The sequence below is a fragment of the uncultured Psychroserpens sp. genome, from assembly GCF_947492715.1.
GTDB lineage: Bacteria > Bacteroidota > Bacteroidia > Flavobacteriales > Flavobacteriaceae > Psychroserpens.
In genome coordinates, this window is sequence record NZ_CANLNS010000001.1 from 84,838 (window position 1) to 110,900 (window position 26,063).

A 26,063-nucleotide genomic window follows, 5' to 3' on the forward strand; every position below is an offset into this window, starting at 1 on the left:
TTTATTCTTTTTCAACAAGTTTAGCTGATTTCGCAGCTTTTTCTGCGTATTTTTTATAGTCTTCATCCTTTTCCGCCTCATAAAAGGCAGTTACCATTATGGTGGCATCTTTGGCATGCTCTTTAGCGAAGATGAACATATAATAGGTTTGCCCATCTCTATCCATTGATTGTTTTAAAAAGAGAATGCGATTACCATCTGTTTTAAGCGCTCCTTTGCTGAGTGTTTTTATACCTTCTTTAGATTGTTCGTTTTCTAAATCTTTTTCTAAATTTTCAAAAGAAGAGGGTACAAGCATTGCTAGTATACCTGATTTCTGATCTTCTGAAAAATGAGTATTCCCTTGAGTGATTGGAAATATACTTTTATCAATATCCATCTCTATGACAGAGCTAAACATTGAATTTATAGTTTCTTTAATCTCAATTTCTTCTTCAATAACATCATCTTCTTGAGCGAATCCGATGCTTGTAAATAACATTGCAATAATTACAATGAGGTACTTTTTGTTTAATTTAATCATGTGTCCAATCTTTTTGAGTTCTATATACAACGCCTTTAAACAAGGCTACTAATTCGTTTTCGCGTTTTACTTCAATGATATTAAAGCCTAGTTTATTATTTACTTTTTCAATCACAGATTCTGCGATTAAATAATCACCTTCATCTAAGGCTTCGATGTGATTAATACTAGTTTCAATAGATACAGCATATTTCCCATGGGTATTGGCGGCAAAACCAAATGCGGTATCAGCCAAAGAATAACTAATACCTCCATGTGCCTTATTCATACTATTGAGCATGTCTTTACGAATGGTCATTGCAACTTTGCATCGGCCAATTTCGCATTCTAAAATCTCAATACCTAACCATTGGCTGTAGGCATCTTGACTTAGCATTTTATGTGGAATATCTTCTCCCTTCATAATTTAATATTTAACTGCTTCGAGATATTTTAATAGAAAATTATATCAAGAAGTCTCACTTGTTCTCGATACACTTCGCACTCGAACTGACGCTAAAAAAATGTTTTATGTTCTCTCTTCATCTTTCTCAACAATGGGCTGCATCTATATCTATCTTCATGATACTCATTATATAGGGCATCTAATCTCGACACGCACCAATTGATTCCTTTGTCATCTGCCCATCCCAATAAACCTTTAGGATAATTAACACCTTTAGTCATGGCGTTATCTATGTCTTCCGCTGACGCAATGTTTAAAAACAAGGCATCTGCTGCTTCATTGATAAGCATAACCAATACACGATCAAATATTTGTTGTCCTAGAACCTTATCTTCTAATGGCGCTGGTTTAGTAGCGCCTTCGGCATAGTCATAGTAACCTTTTCCAGATTTACGTCCTAAATATCCAGCTTCGGCAAAACGTTTCTGAGTAAATGCCGGCTTGTATCTAGGGTCGAAATAAAATGCGGTAAATACGGTTTCGGTAACTGTGTAATTTACATCATTACCAATAAAATCCATTAATTCAAATGGCCCCATTCTAAAACCGCCAATTGTTTTTAAGGACCAATCGATGGTTGCAAAATCGGCAATTCCTTCTTCATAAATTCTCAAAGATTCACCATAAAATGGTCTTGCCACTCTATTGACTATAAATCCTGGGGTATCTTTGGCCACAGCAACTACTTTTTTCCAATCGGAAATAGTTTTCACTGAAATATCCAGAACATTCTTTGCTGTTTGGATTGCAGGAATCACTTCTACCAATTTCATTAAAGGTGCTGGGTTAAAGAAATGAATACCTATACAACGTTCTGGCTTTTGTAATGATGCTGCAATAGATGCAATAGACAAACTTGACGTATTTGATGCAATAATACAATCATCTGCCACATAGGTTTCTAACTCTGAAAACACTTTCTTTTTAATCTCAAGGTTTTCGATAATTGCTTCGATGGTCAAGTTTGAATCACTTAAATCTTTTAAACGATCCACATAAGCGATGTTATTTTGAATTCTCTCTTTTCCGAGGGTATCGATTCGTCCTTTTTCTATAAGACGATTTAATATTTTTTCTAAAGCAGCCTTGGCTTTATCTAAAGCATTTTGATTAGTATCGTACAATTTCACCTTACAACCAGCAGTAGCAGCTACTTGAGCAATGCCACTTCCCATGGTTCCTGAACCTATAATACCTACGTTCATATTTATCTCCCTTTAAATTCTGGTTTTCTTTTTTCTATAAATGCCGCAACTCCTTCGGCATAATCGTCACTCTGCGCTGCTTCTATTTGTAATTTAGACTCGAGTGCCAATTGATCTTTTAAGCTATTATTCATGGATTGATTAAATAACTCCTTTATTAATCCTAAAGCCTTTGTAGGCATGTGTGCTAACTTGTAGGCTAATTTGTTTACTTCATCTTCAAAACTATCTAGAGGCATAACTTTATAAATCATTCCTAAACGTTCTGCTTCTTCGGCAGTAACTTTATCTCCAAGCATTGCCAAAGCTGATGCCTTTTGAAAACCTATTAATCTCGGTAAAAAGAAGGTTCCAGCGCTGTCAGGAACTAACCCTATTAAGCTAAATGCCTGAATAAAGCTAACTTTTTCATGTGCCACTACAATATCACAGGCTAAAGCAATATTAGCTCCTGCCCCAGCAGCTACACCATTTACGGCAGCAACAATAGGTTTCTTAATGGCGCGGATTCTAGTAATTATTGGGTTATAATGTTCTTCTAGAATTTTCTTAAATCCTGGGTTTAATTCTGGATCTGTGACTTCTTTCAAATCTTGACCTGCACAAAATGCTTTACCGTTTCCTGTAAGCACCATGGCCCTGACCTCATCATTAGATTCACAATCATCCATTATAGATTGAAGATTTAATGCCATTTCACGATTGAAACTATTAAATACTTCAGGTCTATTGAGCGTTATATACGCGACCTTGTTTTCAATTCTTAATTGTATTGAATTATTGCTCATACCTATTATTTTATCTCAATTTGCGTTAAGGATGGAGGCTTTGTTGGAGCTCTCCCGATAATTATCGGGAAGCGACTGCCGAGAGCCTGACCCTTTGGGTAACGCTATATTTATTTTAAACATTTAAAATAGTCGAATGGTTCTTGACAGTCATCACATTGAAATTGTGCCTTACATGCGGTTGAACCAAATTGACTTACCAATCGTGTGTTTTGTGAACCACAATTGGTGCATTTAACCATTCGTTTTCCATGGAGCAACACATCTTTATCTGCTTGAGCTTCTAAAGGAGCGGCAATTCCATATTTTTCTAGTGCTTGCCTACCTCTTGGAGTAATCCAATCTGTAGTCCACGCTGGGTACAAAATCAACTCAACTTGAGATTTGTAACCTGCATCTAGTAATGCTTTTTTGATGTCATCACCAATAACATCCATTGCTGGACAACCACTATAAGTTGGTGTAATTTCGACCTGTACAACACCATCTGAGATGATTGCAGAGCGAACGACACCCATATCCATAATAGACAATACAGGGATTTCTGGATCAGACACCTGTTCTAATATTGCGATTAACTTTTTGTCTATATTTTGCTCTGTGGTTGTCATAATTATTTTGATGATATTCCGCAACAAACCGTGGAATTGTCAATCAAAGGTGTATTACCATTCCATATTTGGATAGGTTCTTTGCATATATTGCAAATCACTTAATAGATATCCCAGATGTTCTGTATGTATACCTTCTTTCCCTCCTTTTTGAAACCATTTTGATTCTGGAGTATTGAGTGTTGCTACTTCTAAAACAGCATTCACTCTGTTATAGTAATCTTCTTTTAGTTTTGTCACATCAACACCAATTCCTTCAGCAAGCATTGCTTTGTCTGCATTTGTTTGATGAAATAACTCATCGGTATATGTCCATAAATCATTAATAGCTTCTTGCATTTTTGCATTGCTTTCTTCGGTACCATCACCTAAGCGTTTTATCCAATCTGAGGAAAAGCGTTCGTGATAACTTACTTCTTTAACACATTTATTGGCAATGGCCGAAAGTGTCAAATCTGTACTTTTTTGGAGTTCTTTTAAAAATGCTAGATGATAAACATCAAATAAAAATTGACGTCCTAACGTATAAGCAAAATTGGTATTAGGTTGTTCAACCAACAACACATTTTTATACTCACGTTCTTTGCGAAGCATGGCGATATCGTCCTCACTACGTTCATCTCCTGCTATTTTCGCAGCATATTGAAAATAGCTACGTACTTGTCCGAATAAATCTAGAGAAATATTTGTACAAGCAATATCAGTTTCTAAATTTGGCCCATGACCGCAGAGTTCTCCCATACGTTGTCCTAGGATAAGACTATTATCTGCGATACCAAGAATATAATTATATAAATTTTCGTTTTTCATTACATGTGTTTTACTTCGTCTGGTAAATCATAAAATGTTGGGTGACGATATACTTTATCTTGTGCTGGTTCGAACAGCTCACCATTATTTTCGGGATTTGAAGCTGTAATATTCTTTGATTCTACAACCCAAATACTTACACCTTCATTTCGTCTAGTGTAGACGTCACGGGCGTTTTCTAATGCCATCTCTGCATCTGCAGCATGAAGGCTTCCAAAATGTCTGTGTTCTAATCCGTTTTTACTTCTTACGAAGATTTCCCAAAGAGGCCAGTTTTTTGTTGACATAACTATAGTTTTAAACTGCTTGTTTTTCTTTTCTTTCTTGTTTCTTTTTTGCGTGAGCCATGGCAGCATCACGAACCCACTCTCCACGTTCCCAAGCGCCCACTCTTGCTTTCATTCTTTCTTTATTCATTGGTCCATGACCTTTTACAACTTGCCAGAATTCATCCCAATCAATTGCTCCGAAATCATAGCTTTGTCGTTCTTCATTCCATTTTAAATCTGGGTCTGGAACTGTTAAACCAATTAAATCGGCTTGAGGCACTGTTTGATCTATAAACTGCTGACGCAATTCGTCATTGGTTTTACGTTTAAGTTTCCATTTCATTGACTGTGCTGTATGTACCGATTTATCATCTGTTGGACCTAACATCATAAGACTGGGCCACCACCAACGATTTAGAGCATCTTGAGCCATTTCCTTTTGTTCTGGAGTTCCATTAGCCAATTTGATCATGATTTCATAACCCTGTCTTTGGTGAAAACTCTCTTCTTTACATACACGAATCATTGCCCTTGCATAAGGACCATAAGATGTATTACACAATGGCACCTGATTAATGATGGCTGCTCCATCAACCAACCAACCAATAGCACCCATATCTGCCCAAGTTAATGTTGGATAATTAAAAATACTAGAATACTTGGCTTTGCCTGTATGCAATTGTTCGTAGAGTTCATCTCTTGAAATACCTAAGGTCTCAGTAGCGGAATAGAGGTACAATCCATGACCAGCTTCATCCTGTACTTTTGCCAGTAACGCCACTTTACGTCGTAACGAAGGTGCTCTTGTAATCCAGTTACCTTCAGGAAGCATTCCTATAATCTCAGAATGTGCATGTTGTGACATTTGTCGAATATGCGTTTTACGATACTTCTCTGGCATCCAATCTTTAGGCTCGATTTTCTCATCTCTGGCGATACGCTCGTCAAATTGTTTTTCGAGATTTTTAATTTGTTCTTCACTCATAACTTTAAGTTTTTGGTGACTAAATTTTCTTTTTCATTATATGGTTGGTTTGATGGTATAGTCTTTAAAAATCATACATCAAAATCTACTACTACTTTTTCTGTTGTTGGCACGGCTTGGCAGCTTAACACTAAGTTTTGAGCTACCTCCTTATCATCTAAGGCATAATTAATTTTCATTTCAACTGCTCCTTCTATCACTTCGCACTTACATGTACTACAAACACCACCTTTACAAGCAAAAGGCAAATCGGCCCCTGCACCTAAAGCAGCATCTAAAATATTATCATATTCCTTAGTCATTGTAAATGCAAATTCTTTTCCACCATCTACAATTGTTATTTCAACACCTTCAACGTTTTGTTTTGCCAAACGTTCAGCTCTTTTAATATCTTCTTCTGATAGACCTGTAACAAATAACTCGAAATGCACTAATTCTTTTGGCAATCCCTTATTAATTAAATAGTCACTAACATAATTCACCATTTGCTCTGGACCGCAGAGAAAAACCTCACTTGTATCAGGAATGTCGATGAAAGTTTTGGTTAGGACTTCCATTTTGTCGTCGTCAAATCTTCCATTAAAAAGCTCAATATCTCTACGTTCTTTAGTTAGGAAGTAATAGATTTCTAGTCTTCCAAAATAGGTGTTTCGAAGTTGCTCTAGTTCTTCTTTAAAGATAATAGATTTTGCCGTTTTATTCACATAAAACAGCTTACAAGTTGAGTTTGGTTCTTGAGCCAGGTGGGCTTTTATCATTGATAACACCGGCGTGATTCCACTTCCTGCCGCAAAAAACAGATAGTTTTTTGAATGCTCAGGCATTACAGAGACCCCAAACGTTCCGCTTGGCGTCATAACCTCGAGGTAATCGCCCTTCTTTATTTCAGTATTAATATAGGTAGAAAATTTACCACCAGGAATTTGCTTCACGGCTACTTTCCACTGATTTTCACTTGGACTCGAACACAATGAGTACGAACGACGAACATCTTCGCCGTTTATATCTGCCTTAAGCGTTAAATGCTGGCCTTGTCTAAATTTAAAATTATCTTGTAATTCTAAAGGAATATCAAATGATACTACCGAAGTATCTTCGGTTTCCTTATAAATATCTGCAACTTTTAAGTTATGAAATTCTGCCATGTGTATACCTTAAACATTTAACTAACACTTGTTAGTTTGGTGAACAAAGATACAAAATATTATTCTTAATTAGACGTTAATTCCTTCTATGAGAACTTCACTTAAATTATTAGCCAAATCATCGGCATTAAGATCTTCTTTTTTAGGTATCCATAAATAGAGTGAACGCAAAGTAGACAACATAGAGAACATTATAACTTCGGCATTGGTTTGTTTTATTTCGGCAGTAGAAATACCTTCTTCAATAATTTTTAAAAAATTATTTTCGTACTCATTTCTTAATTTTAAATAGTAATCCAATTGATCCTCAAGATGCATCCAGTCATTATTTAAAGAGGCCATACCATTTGTATTACTAGCTGTAATATTAACATGTAAGGCGACCACTTGCTTAAGTTTAGAGATATTCGAAACCTCCGATGCAATAATAATGCTCATACCATTTGTAAAGGCTTCGGCGATATCAATGATAATCTCTTTAAGAATATCTTGTTTTGAGTTAATATGATTATAAAGACTAGCAGCTTTTATTCCCATGGCTGTAGCCAAATCCCTCATCGTCACTGCGCTATAGCCTTTATCCTTAAAAAGTTTAGCTGCCGTATTTATGATTTCGTCCTTACGCGTTTCTGATTTCATTGGCACTAATATACATATTCAATTTAAACTAAAACATTATGTTAATCAATCTAAACAGCCATTTTTTAATTCATAACTTTGTAAGGTTTTAAAGAAAAATGCACTTAAATAAACTATGAATAGAGCAATAGAAACCAATCCGTTAATTGACAGATTACCTCCTCACTTAAAGCAGTTTATTAAGCCTCAAGACTATGATGATTACTCTCCTATTAATCAAGCGGTTTGGCGCTATGTCATGCGGAAAAATGTATCTTATTTAAGTAAGGTGGCCCACCACTCATACTTAAAAGGGCTAGATATGACTGGTATTTCTATTGAAACTATACCAAGTATGTATGGCATGAATCGTATTTTAAAAGATATAGGTTGGGCCGCTGTTGCTGTTGATGGCTTTATTCCCCCAAACGCTTTTATGGAGTTTCAGGCTTATAAAGTTTTGGTGATTGCCTCAGATATCAGGCAATTAGAACATATTGAATACACACCTGCTCCAGATATTATTCATGAAGCGGCTGGGCACGCCCCTATTATTGCCAACCCCGATTATGCTGAATATTTAAGGCGTTTTGGTGAAATTGGAGCGAAGGCTATTTTATCTGCACATGACAATGAAATGTATGAAGCTGTTCGATCACTTTCTATTTTAAAAGAATCTCCAACATCAACATCTGAAGCCATTAAAAATGCCGAAGCCTTAGTACAAGAACTTCAGCATAAAAAAGTACCGCTTTCTGAAATTGCAAAAATTAGAAACTTACATTGGTGGACTGTTGAATATGGACTTATAGGCACTATCGAAAATCCTAAAATTTATGGCGCTGGGCTATTATCATCTATTGGAGAAAGTAAATGGTGTATGACCGACCAAGTTGAAAAGCGGTTATATAGCATTGATGCAGCCGACATAGAATTTGATATTACCAAACCTCAACCACAACTCTTTGTAACTCCAGATTTTGCTTACCTCATGGAGGTGCTTGAAGAATTTTCTAGTACCATGGCATTAAGAAAGGGCGGATTTCGAGGTTTACAAAAACTTATAGATTCTAGAAAAATTGGTAGTATAGAATTAAATACAGGATTGCAAATTTCTGGTGTTTTTACCGAAATGATTACCGACGAGGACAATAACGTCGTATTCTTTAAAACCGAAGGCCCAACTGCTTTGGCTAATAGAGAAAAAGAACTTATAGGTCATGGCGCACAAGCCAATCCGAATGGATTTAGTTCTCCAATTGGAAAACTTAAAGGTATTAGCTTAGCTATTGAAGACATGAGGCCTAGAGATTTAAAGGCTTATAATTTTTACGACGGAAAAAGGATTGCCATTGAATACGAAAGCGGCATTACAATTGAAGGTTTAAATGTAACTGGTATTAGAAATGTATTTGGAAAATTAATTCTTATAGAGTTTGAAGATTGTACGGTAACATATAAAGACAGGGTTTTATTCTCTCCGAACCAAGGAACTTTCAAATTGGCGGTAGGATCATCAATAATTTCTGCATTTGCTGGTGCGGCAGACTACAGATCTTTTGACAATCTATATCATGTATCAGAAACTAAAACAGTGCGAAAACTTAAAGACAGTAGCACTTTAGAACTCGAGTCACTTTATAAGAACACGAGTGATATAAGGCAATCAAATTACGACGAAGAGCGTGTCAAAACTATTTTTAAAACCTTAACCGATAATCATAATGATGATTGGCTTTTAGCATTAGAATTGTATGAATTAGCATATCGTTACGACAAAGATTTTAGTAAAAATATTTTAAACCGTTTGGAACATTTAAAGCTGAAACGACCAAACGTTGCACACTTAATCACAAATGGATTAGAATTAATTACAAATTAAACTTTATGCCATGGGATTATTAGGATTTATTTTTGGAGCTAAAAAGCGTCAAGTTGAGCGTTACATAAAAAATGGAGCTATTGTTTTAGATGTTAGAACACAGCGTGAATGGGACAAAGGACATATTGAAAATTCTGTTCATATTCCGTTGAATGAATTAAATGCGAGAGTTAAAGAAGTAAAAAACCTTAACAAACCAATAATTGCTTGCTGTGAAAGTGGTGTGCGTTCTGCAAAAGCTGCAAAATATTTAAACCTTAATAATATTGATGCAATTAATGGAGGTGGCTGGGTAAGTGTTCAATATAAATTATAACTTAATATCTAATAACTCTTCGGAAGAGTCTATTGGATTTTCATTATATTGTAGGGTCCATCCTAAAGAACTAGTGAGAATATAAAATTTAGCCAATTCACTAATCAACCTGTTTTGGGCATTAGATTTTAATTCTGAGGCTTCAACTTTTTTCATCAACGATTTTTTTACCGTTTCCTTAATGTCATTATAATCTTTGGCTTCAAATTGATTTAGAAAATCCGCCTGAATATCGTAGTATTCAAAATCTGGATTAATTTTTATTTCTTCTTTGGGAATACTCGTTATTCTTAATGTTTTAGACAGCTCATCGATCTCGTAATTCACAAGACTCAAATCATAAGCAATCGTTACATCTGCATTAACAATTACTATAGCCTGCTTTTTTGCTTCTAATAAATCGGCAAAAACCGCTTTAGAATTTTTATAGGTAAATACTTCACTAAAATGTCCTTCGGTAACTACAAGTTTACCAACATTTTTAACCTGTTCTTTTATAAGCGCTGTGTGCTCTTGAAGTACGATTTCATCTTGCCGCTTATCACTGCAGTACTTAAAAGTAAAGAGTATAATTAAGGTAATAATAACGCCGAATATTATTTTTCGCATATGCTAATATAATTAAAATATGAGTATGAAATGTTGACGCAAATATGATATCGAGATTACAATATTGTCTAAATCACTTGCTATAAGAACAATAAATGGATCATTGGTAAGTTAATTATACAAACCAACTTACTATGAATCGACTTGCAATCGTCTTTTTATATGTATTAGTTTCTTGTTCTCCAGCATCTACAGAGAACAACCTTAATCCAACTACATCAGACAAATTACTAAGTAGTGTTACAGCAACGTTCTCAGACTACGTTTTTGAAACCGAATATGAATATGATTTGAATTACATTATCAATAAAAATGCTACTCCTTTTTAAGTTCTAACTTTTCAGCAAAGTAATCACAAAAATCTTTCATTGTAGCTGTCATTTTTTCGTCTTGCGTTGCTCTGTAGAATGTATTGCTCATTTCCACAAGAGTTTGATGAAAAAATTGTTTCATTTCATCAACAGGCATGTCTTTTGTCCACAAATCTATACGTAAGGTTTCCTTAGCCTTTGCATCCCAGACTGCGAGCATCATAGCTTTAGCTTCTTCGTTAGATATCCCACCATCTTCTGCTGTCCATTGCAGTTTTTCAGGGACTCTGTTTTCGTCAAGTTCTACACTAAGTTCTATTTTTGAAGTATGGTTTTCTGCCATTATTTTGGTGGTTTATAATTAGATTTATTAAATATCTCATTGGCATCTGTTTGCAACATTTCTTGTAATGACACATCATTATTTTTCATATAAGCTCTTACAATTTGCCATCCCATATATTGTCCAAGTCTGCCAGGTGTTTTGCTATCGAGCTCTAAGTAAAATTTCGAAAATGGGGCGTCTGCAATAAATCTAGCAGGCAAACTGCTATCTGTATTATACAACATTTCCTTTTCAACAAATTCTGTCCAAATTACACCTTCATTTAACCGAGCAAACTCTAGCTGTTCTGGAGTATAACCTATTTTTTCAGCATCGGTTTTAAAGGGGATCATTTTATCTTTAAAGTAGAGTTGTTTCCCAAAATATACCATTTCATCTAGTAGCGTCTTTTTTCTGGATTGAAAAATCTGTCGTTCACTATACGCTTTAGCCAAATCAACAACAATCTGCGAAGGTTTCATGTTTTGAGATAAAAAAACAGGGATACCTGAATACACTTCATGGTCATTCCCTAAGTAATTATCTATTGCAATAACAGCAACAGTATCTGTAACTGCTAACTTGTTTCTATAATCTACAAAATTGGTCAATGTGACTATTCTCGGTTCGGTAAAACTTTTATCATAATATTTTAAATGCTGAAATAGCTGTTCGATCTCATGGGTTTCATTTTTGAAATCTTCAAAAATTTTATCGGTTTCATTATTCAACATAATCTGATTAGAATCTTGCATTCTTTCAACCCACAGAGAATCTGGAATTCGGTTGTAAAACAAAAAAGGGAAGGCCTTTTTTAAATCAGACAAACCTTCGGGTTTTACCTCGGCAAATGCGCGATCAAATCGCTCTACAATAAAGTCGGTTTCAATTTTAGAAATTTCGTTTTCTACGGCGTCCTCATTTTTACAACTAAAAACACTAACACATAGAAGGGTAAATAAGACAAATTGTTTCATGGGTTATATTAACGATAACTTAATATTAGTAAATTTTTATTACTAACGTGATTACGTTATTTTTGTTACGCAAAGGTACTATTATTACATAAAAAACTCACTAAAATGCAAACAGAAAAAGTTGTTGACCATATTGTAAATTGGCTTAAAGATTACACAACAAATGCTAAGGTAAATGGATTTGTCATTGGGATTTCTGGCGGAATAGACTCTGCCGTTACGTCTACACTTTGTGCAAAAACGGGTTTAGATTTATTATGTATTGAAATGCCAATTCATCAAGCGGAAAGCCATGTAAATCGCGCTCAGGAACATATTGAGCAACTAAAAAGACGTTTTCCAAATGTTAAAGATTCGAGGGTTGATTTAACGCCTGTTTTTGAAGAATTTAAAACTGAAGTTTCACTTAGCGGAAAGCAAGCAACTGTTGATATGGCCTTAGCCAATACTAGAGCAAGGTTACGCATGACCACATTATATTATCACGCAGGACTTTTAGGGCTATTAGTTGCGGGAACTGGGAATAAAGTAGAAGATTTCGGTGTAGGTTTTTATACAAAATATGGCGATGGCGGCGTAGATTTAAGTCCGATTGCCGACTTGTTAAAATCTGAAGTTTATGCCATTGGTGAACATTTACAAGTACCCGAATCGATCATGAAAGCAGCACCAAGTGATGGTCTTTTTGGTGATGCAAGGAGTGATGAAGACCAAATTGGAGCTTCTTATCCAGAATTAGAATGGGCCATGAAAATGAAGGATGAAGGCAAAACCGAAAACGATTTTGAAGGACGCCAAAAGCAAGTGTTTCAAATATTTATGAGATATAATCGCTCAAATACACACAAAATGATCCCTATTCCCATTTGCGAAATTCCTAACGAATTGAAATAATTACTGGATTTTCTGTTAACAAACGGCGGTTATGTTGATTTTTTTATTAATTTTGCATTGCAAATCTCCACATTCTTGAATTTATTTTAATAAGTTCTGGCACTCTATACTAACTAACCAATTTAATTTATGTATTATGATCAAGGTATTAGTCGTTGACAACCATCCTATCGTAACTACTGGCTTTCAATTATTATTTGAAAATCACGACGACATCCAAGTTATTGGAACCGTTGGAAGTGGTGTGGAAATATTCGAATTTGTAAGACGTCATGACGTTGATGTTATCGTTTCGGAAATTGAACTCCCTGAACTCAATGGAATTACTGCACTTAGAGCTATTAAAAAAGAACATAGCCAGATAAACATCATTATGTTTAGCTACCATCCTGAAGAAATTTATGCTATTAGCACTATTAAGGCCGGAGCTTCTGGTTACGTTTCAAAATCTGAGTCTACAGATACGATTACTAAAGCTATAAAATCAGCCTATAACGGTGAGATTTATCTTAGTAATAAGATGTCCAAACATCTTAATTATAATGACACAAGACAATCAAAAAGCAGGATTTATAAGCGCTTATCAACTCGTGAGGTCGAAGTTTTAAAACTATTATCTTCAGGTAAGAAAAATAAAGAAATAGCTCAAGAGCTAGACATTAATGAAAAAACGGTAAGTACTTATAAAGCGCGTTTATTTAAAAAATTAAATGTCACTAATCTCATTGATTTGGTGAACCAAGGGAAACAGCTAGATTTAACTTAGATTTTACCACCAACAACTTTACCAAGTTTTCTTGAAAGCAGCATTTTTAGGCCGAGGTAATCTTTAACATCCTCTAAAATTGTTCTGGCATTAGCATTCTCTTGTAAAGTTTCGTTTTGGTATTCTGCTACTTTTTTATCAATCAAGTAACACCTTAAGGTTAAAATAGTTTGAGTAACAAGTTGAGCGATACTGTGCTTTTTTTCCTTCGGAATAATATGATTTCTTTCCCAATCATGTAAGTTATAACGCTCATCATTCATCAAAATGGTGGTGACGTCATTAGCCAATTCTTGATCTAAGCCATTCACAAAATTTCTTGTTGAGAACTCTGGTTCTTGATTTAAGGTATCTATTATCGTATAGTACAACAACTTAAAATTAGGATTTGTGAATTGCATTTCGTCCTCCTGTAAGTCGAGGTAGATTTTTTCAAAAACCTTGGCGTTATGAATTACAGGTTCTAATTGTAATTCTCCATCTTCAGATTCTTTCAAGACAAGATCTTCGAAATCTTCAATTTCGGTTCCATAGAGCAATAAAATTTCAATAATCTTTCGCTCTAATTCATATTGTAAATTTATTTTAGGCGCTTTAACCTGTGGTTTTATAATGTCAAATGCTTTTTGCTCTGTTTTGAGATTTTTACCAGCCTCTTTAATCTCTTTTTTAGTAATCTGAGCAAGTGTACTAAACAAGACATCTTCACTTATATCCATAATGCGCGAACATTCTTGAATATAAATTTCCTTTTTTATTTGATCCGGAATTTTAGAAATACTATTAACAATATCTCTAATAGTTTCTGCCTTTTTAATCGGGTCATTATTAGCCTCCTTAATTAACAGAGATGCCTTGAATTGAATAAAATCTTTTGAATTATCATTTAGATAAGTTGTTAATTCTTCCAAGGTATTTTGTTTGGCAAAACTATCTGGATCTTCACCTTCAGGGAAGCCACAAACCTTGACATTCATTCCTTGCTCTAGAATTAAATCTATACCTCTTATAGATGCTCTTATTCCGGCCGCATCGCCATCAAATAACACTGTAATATTATTGGTTAATCTATTAACTAATCTAATCTGCTCAGGAGTTAAGGCTGTTCCAGACGACGCCACAACATTCTTAATACCTGTTTGATAGAACTGAATAACATCAGTATATCCTTCAACCAAATAACAATTATCTTCTTTAGCAATAGATTGCTTAGCGTGATAAATTCCGTAGAGAATTTTACTTTTATGATAGACCTCACTCTCAGGTGAATTTAGGTACTTAGCTGCTTTTTTATCAGCTGCCAGAATACGTCCGCCAAATCCTAAAACTCGGCCGCTCATACTGTGGATTGGAAACATCACTCTTCCTTTAAAGCGGTCAAATTTCTTTTCGGGTTTTACAATAGTTAATCCCGTTTTTTCTAAAAACTCTAGTTGATACCCTTTCTTTAATGCCTCATCTGTAAAAGCCTGCCATTCATCTAGGGAATATCCTAAATTAAATTGTTTTATAGTCTCATTGGTAAAGCCACGCTCTTTAAAATAGCTTAATCCTATAGCCTGACCTTGATCTGTTTTGAACATAATACGTTCAAAATAATCCTTGGCAAATTCATTAACCAAATATAAACTCTCTCGCTCATTGGCTTCTTGCTTTTGCTCATCAGTTTGTTCGGTCTCTTCAATTTCAATATTGTATTTTTTAGCGAGGTATTTGATTGCTTCTGGATAGGTAAAATGTTCATGTTCCATTAAAAATGTCACAGCATTTCCTCCTTTTCCGCTAGAAAAATCTTTCCAGATTTGCTTTACTGGAGATACCATAAAACTAGGAGAACGTTCATCACTAAAGGGGCTTAGTCCTTTAAAGTTACTTCCTGCTTTTTTAAGTTGTACAAAATCACCAATCACTTCTTCTACTCGAGCGGTGTCAAATACTTGTTCTATGGTGGATTTTGATATCAATTACTAATCTGTTTACAGTTAAAAAAACATATTGTTTGAACTATTTTAGAAAATGTAAATGTAAGACAAATCAAAGTCAACTGAAAAAATATTATCTTAGGCATAACCTTATAACCCAACCAATATGAAAAAAATTACTCTTATTAGTTTATTGTTATTATTTAACCTAAACTTTATTTTTGCACAAGCAATTTTTGATTCATCAATTCATACCGCAACTCCTTTCGGTAGTGTTAACTCACCTGGAGGAGAAGGTGTACAGAATATTATTGATCAAAATTCTGCTACAAAATTTTTAGATTTTAATGCTTTTGATGGCATCGGCTTCGAAGTCGATTTACTTGGAGTTGCTCAAACAGCAAGTTCAATAGAAATTGTAACAGCAAATGACGCTCCAGAACGCGATCCCACTGATTATGAGATTTTTGGATCAAATAACGGAACCGACTTTACAAGTATTACAACAGGAACTATTCCATGTGTTTCAGATCGTTTTTTTTCGAGAACATTTTCATTTAGCAATGCTACGGCCTATTCGTACTATCGTATTAACTTTACTGGAGTTTGCGGATCTAGCAGTATTAATCAAATTGCAGATGTACAATTATATGGCATTATCGGCACTGCTCCTGTACTAAATTGCCCAGGTGATATTGCGATAAACAATGATGCGGGACAATGCACTGGAAACACCTCCTTTGCTGTTACAGCCAACGATGCTGAAGATGGTTCCTTAACCCCAACATTAACCAATGGATTAGATTCTGGGAGCGATTTCCCATTAGGTGTTACAACAAATATTTATTCTGTAACTGATAGTGATGGAAATACAGTAAGTTGCACCTTTACAGTAACCGTTTCAGATAATGAAGACCCAACTATAGGGTGTCCGGCAGACATTATGACAGAGACCAATCCTGGCGAAACCACAGCTGTTGTTGATTATACAGTAAGCGCTTCTGACAATTGCTCTACTATTAACCCATTAACCGATTTTACGCCTTTAGGTACTTTAGCTGGGAAAGCCTATTATTTATCGAATAACGCATTTACGCCTCAAGATGCTTATACTGATGCCCTAACCCAAAATGGTTTTGTTGGCACCATTAGAGATGCAAACGATGGGAGCTTTCTTTTAAATGCAATAGCCATGATTGGTGGTTCAGGAGATATACTTATCGGTTATAGTGATACAGATACAGAAGGCACATTTGTTTGGCAAAGTGGTGATAGTGCTACTTACACCAACTGGAATGGTGGCGAACCAAATAATGCAGGTAATGAAGATTATACGGTTATGCAATCTTCTGGAGGCTGGAACGATGTCGTTGGAGCAAGTGGTAGCTATAGGTATTTGTTAGAGGTTGATTATCTTCCTGAACAAACCGAAGGTTTGGCTAGCGGAAGTGACTTCCCTATAGGAACAACAACAAATACGTTTATTGTGACAGACATCGCGGGAAATTTTGTAACCTGTTCTTTTGATGTTGTCGTATCTGAAAATTTAAGTGTTGAAGATTTTGAGTTAGAAAACAACATTAGTTTAACACCTAATCCTGTTGATCATATTCTAACCATTAAAAACAGTTCTAATTTAGTTTTAGAACATGCCAACATATATGACATTAGAGGACGATTAGTGACTACAGTAAACTTCGTTCATCAAACTATTGAAGACAAAACATTAAATACTTCAGGATTAGTTTCTGGCTTTTATCTAATAGAGATTAAAGCGTCAAATGGAGATACCACAGTGAAGCGATTTATAAAAAAATAAGATCACTTATTGCCCAACAAAAAAGCCGATTCAAGACTAAGTTGAATCGGCTTTTATTTGAATATATAATTAGACTAATCCAAATCAAATCTGAATCCCATAGATAAATTATGTTGGTCAAATGTTTGATCTTTGAACATCGGACTTAAATCGTACTTGGCATAAATACCAATACTTCCATAACCTACATAAGCGCTTAATCCGTAAACAAAAGGGGTGGCATTATAACTACGTCTTATTTTTTCTTTCACACGATCACCATCTTCTTTAAAACGTAACTTTTGTTGTGTTCCAATATTAAAACCTGCGTAACCTCCAATACCTATTTTAAAATGCTTATAGGTACTGTATCTAAAGTAGTTTTTGCGTTCAATTTTTTTAGATGGCCCAAATTCAAAATGCAAAGGAAAAACGAGATTTGTAATTCTAAACTCTGATTCTGTTAATTCCGACGGAAACGTTTGTAAGGTGGTTGTATTTCCATCTTGTACAAAATAGCGATCGTCTTTAGGTGTTAATTTATTCCATTGGAATGAAAAACCATATTTTAAACGTACAGCATTATTGTCTTTAAACACTCTTGTCTTCCAAGCCCAGCCTAATTCTACAAATCCAGATTGCATAAAAGTATACTCGTCACCTATTTTTTGACCTTCTCCAATGGCATTATTAAAACCTACGGCAAACACAAGATCACTTGTTGTTCGTTTGTCGTATTTTTTCGGTTTGTTTTTACTAAAACTAAATCCTGAAAATTTCCCTAAACTAACGCCAATCATTACCGATTCACTATTTCCATCATTATATTCTGCATCATTACGTTCTAATAGAGCAATTTTATTGTCAATAATAGCAATACGATTTTCAATATTTAAAGCGCGTTTTTTGGCAGCTTCTTTCTTTAGTTTTTCGGCTTGAGATTTTGTAATGAGTCCTTTTTCTAAACGTTCGTTGATCATTTCAACCTCAGCCTTTAAAAATTCACGTTCTTCTTCTTGAATTGTTTTCTTTAGTTCAGTTAATCGATCTATCTTAAGACCATTTTCCCTGTATGCAATTGAATCTTTTTGTGTTTCTTGTGCGCTCATACCCGTTGCAATTAGACATAGGGTGAGCAGCACTACGTACTTAGTAATAGTGTTCATAATGTTTGTTTTTAATTGATGATTATTTAATTGTTACGTTCGGCAACTGCAGTTTTTACCGTATTGTAACTCGATTTCAGAGCTTCAAATACTTTGGATCTAAACGACTGATCGAGATCATCCTCAACGTCTTGAAGAAGTGCATCGGCATCAACCGTTCGTGTTGTTTCGTTATATATTCGTTGCTTTAAAATATCTTTTTCCGCTCGCTTTAAAAGGTCTTCTATTTCTTCATCAGTTGCCGCTGTACCATCTGCATCTAATGCTTTGATTTGATTAACTACCTTAAGTACTTTTAACTCTTCCTGCGTCAAGGTATTTACAGCTATTGATGCTTTTTCTATATCCTCTATTCCCTTGTTCGGTTTATTTAAAGCGACCCTAGTATCTTGAGTATTTAAATTTTCTATAATAGATTTCTCTTCAACAATAGGAGCTTTCTTTTCTTCGGAAATTTGAGCCATTTTAATACGCTCTTTTTCAATTGATGTTGTTAAAGATTTCTCTGTATTAACGGCATTCGTATTTAAACTCTCGTTTTTAGTTGCGCTGTCAACAGCTACGTTTTCTTCAGTTGCTAGCTCAAAAGGACGATTCACATCTTCACTTTTAATCTGTTCATTAACTTCAGTTTCTACTACGTTTGGTGATACTATTTGCTTTTCAGAAGATTTAAAAAATAACGTAGTCACTAGTAAAACACCAACAAAACTTGCCGCAATTCCTATATATAAGAACAAACTTCTAGAGCTCTTTTTATTTTGGGCATCAAGTTGTTCTGACAACTGGTTCCAAGCATCACTTGACGGCCGAATGGAGCGTTTTTCTAACTTGTCTTTTATATTTTCTTCAAATTTAATTGGTGCCATAACTTGTTGTATTTATGTCCTTAATTTTTTTCTGAAGCATCTGTCTTGCTTTAAACAATTGTGATTTTGAAGTGCCCTGAGAAATATTCAGGATCTCAGCGATTTCGTGGTGTTTATAACCTTCAATTGCATACATGACAAATACCATTTTATAACCTTCTGGAAGCTCATCAATGATTTGCTGAATTTGAGCCACTTCAATCTGAGATTCTACATTATTGTAGTGCTCGTTTGTGAATGTTTCGTCTTCAACTGAGAATTCAACATTTTTTTCTTGTCGTAAAAAAGAAATAGATTCTCTAACCATAATACGTCTTAACCATCCTTCAAAACTCCCTTCATTCTTAAAGGTTTTCAGATTAGTGAACGCTTTCAAAAATCCTTTTAACATCACAGATTCTGCATGCTGCATATCCTTTATATAATATCTACAAACACTTAGCATCTTAGGTGCATGAATTTCAAACAGTGTATGCTGAGCATCTCGCTTTCCTTTAGCCGCTTTTTTAATAAGCGTTGTGTTGTTTTTGTGATGTAATTGAATGACTTTCAAAATAACTTTCGTTTGGTCTTCTATTTATAAAGACGCAAGAATGATGCAAATGGTTGCCCAAGAATTAAAAAAAATATATACAATTGATTATCAAATAGATAGAATTATTTTTTTCTATCAATAACATAATTCACCATTAGCTCTAGAGCTGTTCTATACTCAGATTTCGGATATGATTTTAATATAGAAAGTGCTTCAGTTTGAAACTGTCTCATTTTATCAATGGCATATTCTAGCCCGTTATTAGCTTTTACAAAAGCAATAACTTCTTTTACTCTCTTTTTATCTTTATTATGGTTTTTTACAGAATTAATAAGCCAAGATTTGTCCTTTTTAGAACAATTATTAAGCACATGAATGAGTGGTAATGTCATTTTTTGCTCTTTAATATCAATTCCTGTAGGTTTGCCAATAGCTTCTTCTCCATAATCAAAGAGGTCATCTTTAATTTGAAATGCCATACCTATAAGCTCTCCAAATTTCCGCATAGACTCCACATGATCTGAATTCGGTTTTACTGATGCTGCACCTAAACTACAACAAGCGGCAATTAAGGTAGCTGTTTTTTGCCTTATAATGTCATAATAAACATCTTCAGTAATATCTAATTGTCTAGCCTTTTCAATTTGAAGTAATTCACCTTCACTCATTTCTCTTACTGCCACAGAAATTATTTTGAGTAAGTCAAAATCGTTATTATCTATTGATAGCAGTAATCCTTTAGATAGTAAGTAATCACCAATAAGCACAGCTATCTTATTTTTCCAAAGTGCATTAATAGAGAAAAAGCCACGCCTACGATTACTATCATCAACAACATCGTCATGCACCAATGTAGCGGTATGTATCAATTCAATCACCGAAGCTCCTCTATAAGTACGTTCGCTTACCTGGCCATTATCTACCATTTTAGCAACGAGAAAAACAAACATAGGTCTCATTTGTTTTCCTTTGCGATTAACAATATAATGTGTAATCCTATTTAGCAACGCCACTTTACTTGACATAGAAAGTAGAAACTTTTGTTCAAAAAGTTCCATTTCATAGGTAATGGGTTGTTTTATTTGTTCGGTAATCTTCAATTAAAGTAAGTATTCAGATATGTATTTTACAAAATTACTAATAATGTCCGTATAGAAATTAATTAGTGATAATAATTAGTTAAAATTAGCATGTAAGAAATGGCTTATAGCATTATTTTGTATATTTAATTGTTAATTAATTAAAACTCTGAACTTTATGAAAAAAATTACTTTATTATTTTTAGCTTTAATCGCATTCAACTTCACGAATGCCCAAGACACGTGTGCAACAGCGGTTGCTGTGTCGGCCGATGTAACAGTGACTGTTGCTGGTGTAGATGGTAGTGACATACCCACGCCAGAGTGCGCCGCAAACGCAGCAGATCCAGATCCAAGAACTGCTGGAGAATGGTATACATTCACTGCTTCTGTTGATGGTATAGCAAATATTACATCAGATTTACCAGGTAGTGCTGGCGGAGATACACGTTTACATATTTACGAAGGAGCTTGTGGCTCATTAACATGTATTGGTGGAAATGATGACATTAATGGTGCAGCTGTAGGTGGAAATTATTTATCTGATGCTACATTTCTTGTAAGCAGTGGTGTTACCTATACATTTGCATGGGATGATAGATGGAGTGCTGGTGGATTTGATTTTATCCTTACTGAAACTGCTGTAGATTGCAGTACTGACAGTCCTTATTCTTATGATTTTGCAGACATAAATCCGTTAATAGCATGCTATACTATTGAAAATGTTGATGCCGATGCGACAACTTGGGGATACAACAATGGTAATGATTTTGACGGTGACGCCATGGATGATGGTGTTGGCTTAATTTTTCCACAGGCAGCCGGAGTAGCAAAAGATGATTGGTTATATTTACCTGTTTTTAATGGTGTAGCCGATGCAGAATATACATTTACCGTAATGTATAATGTATTTAATAATCCGGCACCAGCAGCAGAGGAATCTTTTGATATTGTTGTTTTAGACTCTCCATCTTCTGCGGCAGCTTCTCAATCTGTATTAGGTACTTACTCTGGTATTACGCAAGCTGGTGATCTAGCGTCTTTGATACAAAATGCTTATACCAGTACTGTAAGTTATACGCCAACTGCAGATGGCGATTTCTATTTTGCCATTCACTCAACCACTCCAGCAGCAAATAGTGGAATTATCATCTTATTTGATATCGCTGTAGATGCTACTTTAGGAGTTGAAGATTTTGAAACGAATGCATTCACACATTCTTATAATAAAACGACAGATGTGTTAACGCTTGAGTCTTCGGGTCAATCTTTTGATAATATTACCATATATAATATTCTAGGACAACAAGTTATTGACAAACAATTATCTCTAACGGAAGAGACGGTTCAAATGTCGTCTTTAAAAGATGGTGTTTATCTAGCTAAAGTTACCATAGAAGGCCAATCGAAAACCTTAAAACTTTTAAAACAATAAAACGTTTCAACATAAAAAAAGAGCTACAGTTTGTAGCTCTTTTTTTATGTTTTGTTTGCCAATTGACCGCAAGCCGCATCGATATCTTTTCCTCGAGAACGCCTCACCGTAACCGTAATATTATGAGCCTCTAACATAGACACATACATATCTATGGCTTTAGAATTAGCTTGTTGAAACTCGCCATCATCAATAGGGTTATATTCAATTAAATTGACTTTACTAGGAGCGAATTTGCAAAATTTAATAAGTGCATCCACATCTTTTTTAGAATCGTTAATTCCATCCCAAACCACATATTCGTATGTAATTCTATTTTTTGTTTTAGCATACCAATACTCTAAAGCCTCTCTTAAGTCCTCTAAAGGAAACGTAGCATTAAAAGGCATTATGGATGTTCGGGTTTCATTGATGGCAGAATGCAACGAAACAGCTAGCTTAAATTTCACCTCGTCATCGGCCATTTTCTTTATCATTTTAGGCACACCTGATGTTGATACCACAATGCGTTTTGGCGACATCCCCAAACCTTCAGGCGATGTGATTTTTTCTATGGCCTTGAGCACATTCTTATAATTCATAAGTGGCTCTCCCATGCCCATAAACACAATATTACTAAGTGGTCTATTATGATATAATCTACTTTCTTTATCGATGGCCACAACCTGATCATAAATTTCATCTGGGTTTAGGTTACGCATTCGTTTTAATCGTGCTGTGGCGCAAAATTTACAGTCGAGACTACAACCTACCTGACTCGACACACAGGCAGTTGTTCTATTTTTTGCCGGAATTAAAACAGATTCTACTATAAGCCCGTCATGTAAACGCACTGCATTTTTAATCGTACCATCTGCGCTTTTTTGCATTTGGTCTACCTTAATATGATTGATTACAAAATGTGTTTCAAGTTTTTGGCGGGTTGCCTTTGAGATATTAGTCATATCCTCAAAAGTGTGAGCACCCTTACTCCATAGCCATTCATAGACTTGGTTTCCTCGGAATGCTTTGTCGCCTTCTTTTACAAAAAAGTCTCTCAACTGTTCCTTTGTAAGCGCTCGAATGTCTTTCTTTTTAATGTCCATATATGTTGCAAAAATAGGGTAAAATTACCTGATGGTATGCCTAAATATTCAATGTATGTCTAGCATTAGTGATTGCAGCGGCATCCTTTTTATGCATTCTTAATAGGTTTGTCTTTTAATTCTAATCACTTAAGATAACAAACTATAAACGAAACATTAGAATTAACATAAAAAGATATAGCGGAAAGCACGCCCCTTTAGGGGAATGCCCAAAATAAAAAAAGCCTTATGATAACACAAGGCTTTTAATACTATATTGTTTTGTATTAAATAATCAACATCGCATCACCATAGGTATAAAAACGATACTTTTCTTTAACAGCTTCTTCGTATGCTTCTTTCATAAAGTCATGCCCTGCAAATGCCGACACCATCATTAATAATGTTGACTTAGGTGTATGGAAATTAGTAATCATACTATTAGCTATACTAAAATCATAAGGTGGAAAAATAAATTTGTTTGTCCAACCAGAAAACTCATTTAGTGTTCCGCTTGACGATACCGAACTTTCGATAGCTCTCATGGCAGTAGTACCGACAGCACATACACGTTTTTTATCTGCAATTCCTTTATTAATAATATCTGTAGCCGGGCTTGTCACAAAAATTTCTTCGCTATCCATTTTATGCTTAGACAAATCTTCTACCTCAACAGGGTTAAAAGTTCCCAATCCTACGTGCAATGTTACTTCTGGCAACTCTACACCTTTAATTTCTAATCGCTTTAATAAGTGTTTAGAAAAGTGTAATCCAGCCGTTGGTGCTGCAACAGCTCCTTCGTTTTTAGCAAAGATTGTTTGGTAACGCTCTTCATCTTCTGGTTCAACATCTCTTTTAATATATTTTGGAAGTGGTGTCTGTCCTAGTTCTGTTAGTTTTCTTCTAAACTCTCCATAAGATCCGTCATATAAAAAACGAAGTGTTCTACCTCTAGAGGTTGTATTGTCAATAACCTCTGCTACTAAAGTTTCGTCATCACCAAAATACAGCTTATTTCCTATTCTAATTTTACGAGCTGGATCTACCAATACATCCCAAAGCCGTTGTTCTTCATTTAGCTCTCTTAATAAGAATACTTCAATTCTTGCCCCTGTTTTTTCTTTGTTTCCGTATAAACGTGCAGGAAAAACTTTGGTGTTATTTAAGATCATAACATCACCTTCGTCAAAATAATCGATGACATCTTTAAATAGTTTATGTTCGATTGTTTGATTTTTTCTATCCAAAACCATTAATCTGGATTCGTCTCTTATATCTGAAGGACGCTCGGCCAATAATTCTTCTGGAAGGTCAAAATTGAAGTGTGATAATTTCATATGTAATAGTTTTATTGATTTTAATAAGACTTAGAACATTTCCTTAATGTAATCGTAAAGGTTCAGTCGTGCTTATTTTTTGCAAGTTGCAAATATACAATCTCAACATAGGGGTTGTCAAGTAAATTGGTGTATTTATTTAGAAATTTTAAAACCTAGAGTTTTTAAGTCCTCCCAAAATGTGGGATACGATTTTGAAACTACCATAAAATCCTCGATATACAGGCTTGTTTTTAAGGCGAGAGGCGCAAATGCCATAGCCATTCTATGGTCGTTATATGTTTTTATGGTAACGTCTTTTTTGATATGTGCTGTTGCGTATAATTCTAAGGTGTCTTCTGAAATATCAACCTTTGCGTTGAGTTGCTCTAATTCATTTTGTAGCGCTACTAATCTGTCAGTTTCCTTTATTTTAAGTGTATGCAACCCGGACAGGTGGCAATTAACTCCTAAGCCAAGACAAGTTACTGCAATTGTTTGAGCAATATCTGGAGATTTATTAAGCTGAAATGCTACAGCCTTTTCTTGAATCTCTTCTACTTTTTTAAGTCTAATAGATTTATTTTCGAATGTGGTTTGAACGCCAAAAGTTCTATAGATATTTGCTAAGACGGCATCGCCTTGTAAAGACTCTTTTTTATAGGCTGTTAATTGGATTTCAGTATCAACTGGACTTAAAGCAACAATGCTATAAAAATAGGAGGCAGACGACCAATCGGATTCAACTGTAACATGGCGTGAATTCAAATCATTCGTTTTAGGTTTCACACTAATAATTTGATTTTCAAATGTGGTTTTAATTCCTAATTGATTCAATAAATTTAGAGTCATATTGATATAAGGAATTGATGTTATCTCTCCGTCTAAAGTTAATTCTAGTCCGTTTTCTAAACCAGACGCAATAAGCAATAATGCCGAAATGTATTGACTACTCACATTAGACTTTAAAGTGACCTTATTTTTCACTAAATATTTGCCCTTAATTTTAAGCGGAGGACATCCATGAGTTTCGAGATAAGAAATATCGGCTCCTAGCTGGTTTAAGGCATCTACCAATATTTCGATAGGTCGTTCCTTCATTCTTTGGGAGCCTGTAAGAATAACTTCTCTACCCATTTGTTGTGCGAAATAGGCCGTTAAAAACCGCATAGCGGTTCCGGCATGGTGGATATCAATAACATCATCTACAGAATCTAAAGCCTTCTGCATGACCTTTGAATCGTCTGAATTTGAAATATTGTCTATCTCCAATTCTGGGTATAATGCTTTTAAAAGTAGTAATCTATTAGATTCACTTTTTGAGCCTGTTATTGTAATATGCGAGGTATTACGAATTGATGATTTATGAAGTTTTATAGTCATAAAAAAATTCCTGCCTA

28 protein-coding genes are annotated in these 26,063 nt (G+C 34.8%); 7 read left to right on the forward strand and 21 right to left on the reverse strand.

Features of this window, described 5'->3' with window-relative positions; translation table 11 throughout:
- Position 1 precedes the first annotated feature (1 nt).
- The 10 genes from Q0787_RS00390 to Q0787_RS00435 form a co-directional block, all read right to left on the reverse strand.
- A complete protein-coding gene (locus tag Q0787_RS00390) occupies positions 2–523 on the reverse strand; it encodes a hypothetical protein (protein WP_298900201.1) in 522 nt (173 codons plus the stop codon).
- Positions 516–926 (reverse strand): PaaI family thioesterase, encoded by a 411-nt coding sequence (locus Q0787_RS00395; RefSeq protein ID WP_298900202.1) that lies wholly within the window; start codon positions 924–926, stop codon positions 516–518. Before Q0787_RS00395 ends, Q0787_RS00390 begins: the two co-directional genes overlap by 8 nt.
- 92 nt (positions 927–1,018) lie before the next feature.
- Entirely contained in the window at positions 1,019–2,173 is a 1,155-nt protein-coding gene (locus Q0787_RS00400; RefSeq protein WP_298900204.1) for a 3-hydroxyacyl-CoA dehydrogenase NAD-binding domain-containing protein, read from the reverse strand.
- A gap of 2 nt (positions 2,174–2,175) precedes the next feature.
- Positions 2,176–2,961, reverse strand: a complete 786-nt coding sequence (locus Q0787_RS00405) for an enoyl-CoA hydratase-related protein (RefSeq protein WP_298900206.1) — start codon at positions 2,959–2,961, stop codon at positions 2,176–2,178.
- A gap of 110 nt (positions 2,962–3,071) precedes the next feature.
- Positions 3,072–3,572: a 1,2-phenylacetyl-CoA epoxidase subunit PaaD gene (paaD, locus tag Q0787_RS00410; protein ID WP_298900207.1), complete on the reverse strand. Its 501-nt coding sequence runs from the start codon at positions 3,570–3,572 to the stop codon at positions 3,072–3,074.
- 54 nt (positions 3,573–3,626) lie between these two features.
- On the reverse strand, positions 3,627–4,382 hold the full coding sequence (paaC, locus tag Q0787_RS00415) for a 1,2-phenylacetyl-CoA epoxidase subunit PaaC (RefSeq protein ID WP_298900208.1): 756 nt from the start codon (positions 4,380–4,382) through the stop codon (positions 3,627–3,629).
- Positions 4,382–4,669 carry a 1,2-phenylacetyl-CoA epoxidase subunit PaaB gene (gene paaB / locus Q0787_RS00420; protein ID WP_298900209.1) on the reverse strand — a complete coding sequence of 96 codons (288 nt, stop codon included), beginning with the start codon at positions 4,667–4,669 and terminating at the stop codon, positions 4,382–4,384. The genes paaC and paaB overlap by 1 nt, the downstream gene beginning before the upstream one ends.
- A 10-nt stretch (positions 4,670–4,679) precedes the next feature.
- Positions 4,680–5,636, reverse strand: a complete 957-nt coding sequence (paaA, locus tag Q0787_RS00425) for a 1,2-phenylacetyl-CoA epoxidase subunit PaaA (protein ID WP_298900210.1) — start codon at positions 5,634–5,636, stop codon at positions 4,680–4,682.
- Positions 5,637–5,707: 71 nt separating this feature from the next.
- Positions 5,708–6,781 carry a 2Fe-2S iron-sulfur cluster-binding protein gene (locus tag Q0787_RS00430; RefSeq protein WP_298900211.1) on the reverse strand — a complete coding sequence of 358 codons (1,074 nt, stop codon included), beginning with the start codon at positions 6,779–6,781 and terminating at the stop codon, positions 5,708–5,710.
- A 69-nt stretch (positions 6,782–6,850) separates the two neighbouring features.
- Positions 6,851–7,420 (reverse strand): TetR/AcrR family transcriptional regulator, encoded by a 570-nt coding sequence (locus Q0787_RS00435; RefSeq protein WP_298900212.1) that lies wholly within the window; start codon positions 7,418–7,420, stop codon positions 6,851–6,853.
- 115 nt (positions 7,421–7,535) lie between these two features.
- Between Q0787_RS00435 and Q0787_RS00440 the strand changes: the two genes are divergently transcribed.
- Both Q0787_RS00440 and Q0787_RS00445 read left to right on the forward strand, forming a co-directional pair.
- On the forward strand, positions 7,536–9,281 hold the full coding sequence (locus Q0787_RS00440) for an aromatic amino acid hydroxylase (RefSeq protein WP_298900213.1): 1,746 nt from the start codon (positions 7,536–7,538) through the stop codon (positions 9,279–9,281).
- A gap of 10 nt (positions 9,282–9,291) precedes the next feature.
- Positions 9,292–9,597, forward strand: coding sequence for a rhodanese-like domain-containing protein (locus tag Q0787_RS00445; protein ID WP_298900214.1), 306 nt, complete (start codon positions 9,292–9,294; stop codon positions 9,595–9,597).
- On the opposite strand, the gene Q0787_RS00450 is transcribed toward Q0787_RS00445, so the two are convergent.
- Positions 9,592–10,206 (reverse strand): DUF4230 domain-containing protein, encoded by a 615-nt coding sequence (locus Q0787_RS00450; RefSeq protein ID WP_298900215.1) that lies wholly within the window; start codon positions 10,204–10,206, stop codon positions 9,592–9,594. The genes Q0787_RS00445 and Q0787_RS00450 overlap by 6 nt on opposite strands.
- Positions 10,207–10,340: 134 nt before the next feature.
- Here Q0787_RS00450 and Q0787_RS00455 point away from each other — a divergent pair, with 134 nt between their 5' ends.
- Positions 10,341–10,535, forward strand: a complete 195-nt coding sequence (locus tag Q0787_RS00455) for a hypothetical protein (protein ID WP_298900216.1) — start codon at positions 10,341–10,343, stop codon at positions 10,533–10,535.
- On the opposite strand, the gene gldC is transcribed toward Q0787_RS00455, so the two are convergent.
- Complete coding sequence (gene gldC, locus Q0787_RS00460) at positions 10,522–10,860, reverse strand: gliding motility protein GldC (protein ID WP_298900217.1); 339 nt, start codon at positions 10,858–10,860, stop codon at positions 10,522–10,524. The two genes, Q0787_RS00455 and gldC, sit on opposite strands and share 14 nt — an antisense overlap.
- A complete protein-coding gene (gldB, locus tag Q0787_RS00465) occupies positions 10,860–11,819 on the reverse strand; it encodes a gliding motility lipoprotein GldB (protein WP_298900218.1) in 960 nt (319 codons plus the stop codon). Before gldB ends, gldC begins: the two co-directional genes overlap by 1 nt.
- 105 nt (positions 11,820–11,924) lie before the next feature.
- Here gldB and nadE point away from each other — a divergent pair, with 105 nt between their 5' ends.
- Together nadE and Q0787_RS00475 are read left to right on the forward strand one after the other, a co-directional pair.
- Positions 11,925–12,713 carry an NAD(+) synthase gene (gene nadE / locus Q0787_RS00470; protein WP_298900219.1) on the forward strand — a complete coding sequence of 263 codons (789 nt, stop codon included), beginning with the start codon at positions 11,925–11,927 and terminating at the stop codon, positions 12,711–12,713.
- 136 nt (positions 12,714–12,849) lie between these two features.
- The gene (locus Q0787_RS00475; protein ID WP_298900220.1) at positions 12,850–13,479 is read left to right on the forward strand and encodes a response regulator transcription factor; all 630 of its coding nucleotides are present in this window, start codon (positions 12,850–12,852) and stop codon (positions 13,477–13,479) included.
- Here Q0787_RS00475 and dnaG read toward each other — a convergent pair.
- Complete coding sequence (gene dnaG, locus Q0787_RS00480; RefSeq protein ID WP_298900221.1) at positions 13,476–15,443, reverse strand: DNA primase; 1,968 nt, start codon at positions 15,441–15,443, stop codon at positions 13,476–13,478. The two genes, Q0787_RS00475 and dnaG, sit on opposite strands and share 4 nt — an antisense overlap.
- A 124-nt stretch (positions 15,444–15,567) precedes the next feature.
- On the opposite strand from dnaG, the gene Q0787_RS00485 reads away from it, so the two are divergent.
- The gene (locus Q0787_RS00485) at positions 15,568–17,220 is read left to right on the forward strand and encodes an HYR domain-containing protein (protein WP_298900222.1); all 1,653 of its coding nucleotides are present in this window, start codon (positions 15,568–15,570) and stop codon (positions 17,218–17,220) included.
- A gap of 74 nt (positions 17,221–17,294) precedes the next feature.
- On the opposite strand, the gene Q0787_RS00490 is transcribed toward Q0787_RS00485, so the two are convergent.
- The 4 genes from Q0787_RS00490 to Q0787_RS00505 all read right to left on the reverse strand — a co-directional run bounded on the left by Q0787_RS00490 (position 17,295) and on the right by Q0787_RS00505 (position 20,869).
- Positions 17,295–18,365, reverse strand: a complete 1,071-nt coding sequence (locus Q0787_RS00490; RefSeq protein ID WP_298900223.1) for a hypothetical protein — start codon at positions 18,363–18,365, stop codon at positions 17,295–17,297.
- A 26-nt stretch (positions 18,366–18,391) separates the two neighbouring features.
- A complete protein-coding gene (locus tag Q0787_RS00495; protein ID WP_298900224.1) occupies positions 18,392–19,234 on the reverse strand; it encodes a hypothetical protein in 843 nt (280 codons plus the stop codon).
- A complete protein-coding gene (locus Q0787_RS00500; protein WP_298900225.1) occupies positions 19,221–19,787 on the reverse strand; it encodes an RNA polymerase sigma factor in 567 nt (188 codons plus the stop codon). The genes Q0787_RS00495 and Q0787_RS00500 overlap by 14 nt, the downstream gene beginning before the upstream one ends.
- 104 nt (positions 19,788–19,891) lie before the next feature.
- Positions 19,892–20,869 carry a polyprenyl synthetase family protein gene (locus Q0787_RS00505; protein WP_298900226.1) on the reverse strand — a complete coding sequence of 326 codons (978 nt, stop codon included), beginning with the start codon at positions 20,867–20,869 and terminating at the stop codon, positions 19,892–19,894.
- Positions 20,870–21,026: 157 nt separating this feature from the next.
- Here Q0787_RS00505 and Q0787_RS00510 point away from each other — a divergent pair, with 157 nt between their 5' ends.
- Positions 21,027–22,283: a T9SS type A sorting domain-containing protein gene (locus Q0787_RS00510; RefSeq protein ID WP_298900227.1), complete on the forward strand. Its 1,257-nt coding sequence runs from the start codon at positions 21,027–21,029 to the stop codon at positions 22,281–22,283.
- A 44-nt stretch (positions 22,284–22,327) separates the two neighbouring features.
- Here Q0787_RS00510 and rlmN read toward each other — a convergent pair whose 3' ends face one another.
- The 3 genes from rlmN to Q0787_RS00525 form a co-directional block, all read right to left on the reverse strand.
- Complete coding sequence (rlmN, locus tag Q0787_RS00515) at positions 22,328–23,368, reverse strand: 23S rRNA (adenine(2503)-C(2))-methyltransferase RlmN (protein ID WP_298900228.1); 1,041 nt, start codon at positions 23,366–23,368, stop codon at positions 22,328–22,330.
- A 266-nt stretch (positions 23,369–23,634) separates the two neighbouring features.
- Positions 23,635–24,684 carry a tRNA preQ1(34) S-adenosylmethionine ribosyltransferase-isomerase QueA gene (queA, locus tag Q0787_RS00520; RefSeq protein WP_298900229.1) on the reverse strand — a complete coding sequence of 350 codons (1,050 nt, stop codon included), beginning with the start codon at positions 24,682–24,684 and terminating at the stop codon, positions 23,635–23,637.
- Between the two features lie 135 nt (positions 24,685–24,819).
- Complete coding sequence (locus Q0787_RS00525) at positions 24,820–26,046, reverse strand: 3-phosphoshikimate 1-carboxyvinyltransferase (protein WP_298900230.1); 1,227 nt, start codon at positions 26,044–26,046, stop codon at positions 24,820–24,822.
- Between the last annotated feature and the right edge of the window lie 17 nt (positions 26,047–26,063).